The sequence below is a fragment of the Streptosporangium sp. NPDC002607 genome (genome assembly GCF_053592655.1).
In genome coordinates this window covers 1-2069 of the sequence record NZ_JBSFWD010000139.1, presented here as the reverse complement: position 1 = coordinate 2069, position 2069 = coordinate 1, and the positions used below count along the sequence as shown (strand labels likewise).

At 72.2% G+C, this 2069-nt stretch carries 1 pseudogene; it reads left to right on the top strand.

From position 1 onward, the window contains the following. Positions 1-2069, top strand: a pseudogene (locus ACWD3H_RS47440) (hypothetical protein); the annotation flags it as partial.

Here is a 2069-nt window from a genome sequence, read left to right as displayed (position 1 = left end):
GCGCAGGCCAGGAACGTCTCGGTGACCCTGGTCACCGCGTTTCGTGAAGCGGCCTACCGTGACCTGACGGATCAGCCCGGCGCCTCCCCGGGCGGCGCCTCCCCGGGCGGCGACTCCCTGGGCGGCGACTCCCTGGGCGGCGCCTTCAAGCTCTCGGTGGATGAGGTCCTCTACCATCTCGCCCGCTACGATCTGGTGCGCATCCGGCTGAGCGGCCTGAGCACCACCGAGGTTCGGGCCCTGGCCGAGGAGATGGGCGGCAAGATGGACGGCCCCGCGGCCGAGAGGCTGGCCGAGCGGACCGGCGGCAACCCGTTCTTCGTCTGCGAGAGCGCCCGCCTGCTGGCCCAAGCCCAGGACCAAGCCCAGGACCAGGGTCTGGGGCAGGGGCAGGCCCAGGACCAAGCCCAGGACCAAGCCCAGGGGCAGGGTCAGGGTCAGGGTCTGGGGCAGGGTCTGGGTCTGGGTCTGGGTCTGGACATCGTGCCGGACGCGGTGGCCGATCTGATCAGGCAACGGCTGGCCATGCTCGGGCCGCAGAGCAGCCAGGTGCTCGGCATCGCCGCGGTGATCGGCAGGAGTTTTGATCCCGGCCTGGTCGCGGAGGTGTGCCAGGCCTTGGAGCCGGGCGCGAGGCACACCTACGCTCTGCTGGACCGGGCGGCGCGGGCCGGGCTCATCGTCACCGGCGAGGGGTGCATGACATTCGTCCACGACCTGGTCAAAGAGACCCTGATCCGTGACGTTCCGCCGCTGCGCAAAGCGATGATCCATCGGGAGGTGATGGCCGCGCTGTCGGCCAAGCCGAGCGCCGAGGTGACGACCATCGCCTACCACGCGGTGCAGGCGGGCCCGGCGGCGTACCGGGAGACGGCGCACTGGGCCCGCGCGGTGGCCCGGCAGGCCAGTTCCCGCGCGGCCTATGCGGAGGCCGCCGCCTGGTGGGGCCGGGCCGTCACCGCGCACGGCGCCTGCGGCGGCGAGGTCGCCGAGCACGTGGAGCTCTTGTTGCAGCAGGTGCGCGCCCTGCTGGAGGCGGGAGACGCGATGGGCGCCCGCCAGGTCCGCGCGCAAGCCCTGCGCGTCGCCGGCCGCGCCGCGGCGGGCCCGGAGCTGACCGCCCGCGCTCTCACCGCGCTGGACGCCCCGGCCATCTGGACGCTGCGCAACCCGTACGAGCCGGTGGAACTGCCGCTGGTGGAGCAGTTCGAGCACACCTTGCGCCTGCTGCCCCCCAGCGACAGCGCCGAGCGGACGCTGCTGCTGGGCGGTCTGGCCCAGGAACTGTATGACGGCGGCGCCGATGACACCCGCTGTCTGTCCCTGTCGGCCGAAGCGGTCGCGATGGCGCGCCGGATCGGTGATGCGCACCTGCTCATGCGGGCGCTCAACGCCCGCTCGCTGTCGGTGCCGCAGGTGACCTGTATCGGCGAGCTCATGGAGATCGCCGATGAGTTGCACGGGCTCGCGCTGGAGGCCGGGGCGCCGGGATTCGAACTGCTCGCTCATATGATGGACACCCACTACAAGCTGGAGATGTCCGATCTGCAGGGGGCGGACCGGGCCGCCGCCCGCTGTGATGTCATGTTGGATCATCTGCAGCTTCCCTGGCCGCGGTTCCAGCACACCATGTGGCGGGCCAACCGGCTCGCCCTGGCCGGCCGGTTCGACGAGGCCGGCGCCCGCTACGACGATGCCGAACGTCAGGCCCAGCGGCTGGGCATGTGGTACGCGGGCGCGGTCGTGGCCAGCGGCCGCCTCATGCTGTGTTATCAACGTGGCGCCATCGCCGAGGCCGGGCCGCTGATCGACCAGATCGCCGGTATCCATCCCAGTGCGGATCACGACGCCCGGGTGCTGGAGTTGTGCGCTCAGGGCCGTCTGGGCGAGGCTCGGGCTCTGGCCCGGGAAGGGTGGCCGGCCCCGCCGATGGACTGGTCGTGGCTGACCATGACCTGTTTGCAGGGGGCGGCCCAGGCCGCCGTCGGCGACCTGCCGGCCTGCCGGGTGACCTGGAGGAGGCTGCTGCCCTACGCCGGGCGGATCTCGGGCGGATCCGCGGTGGCCTG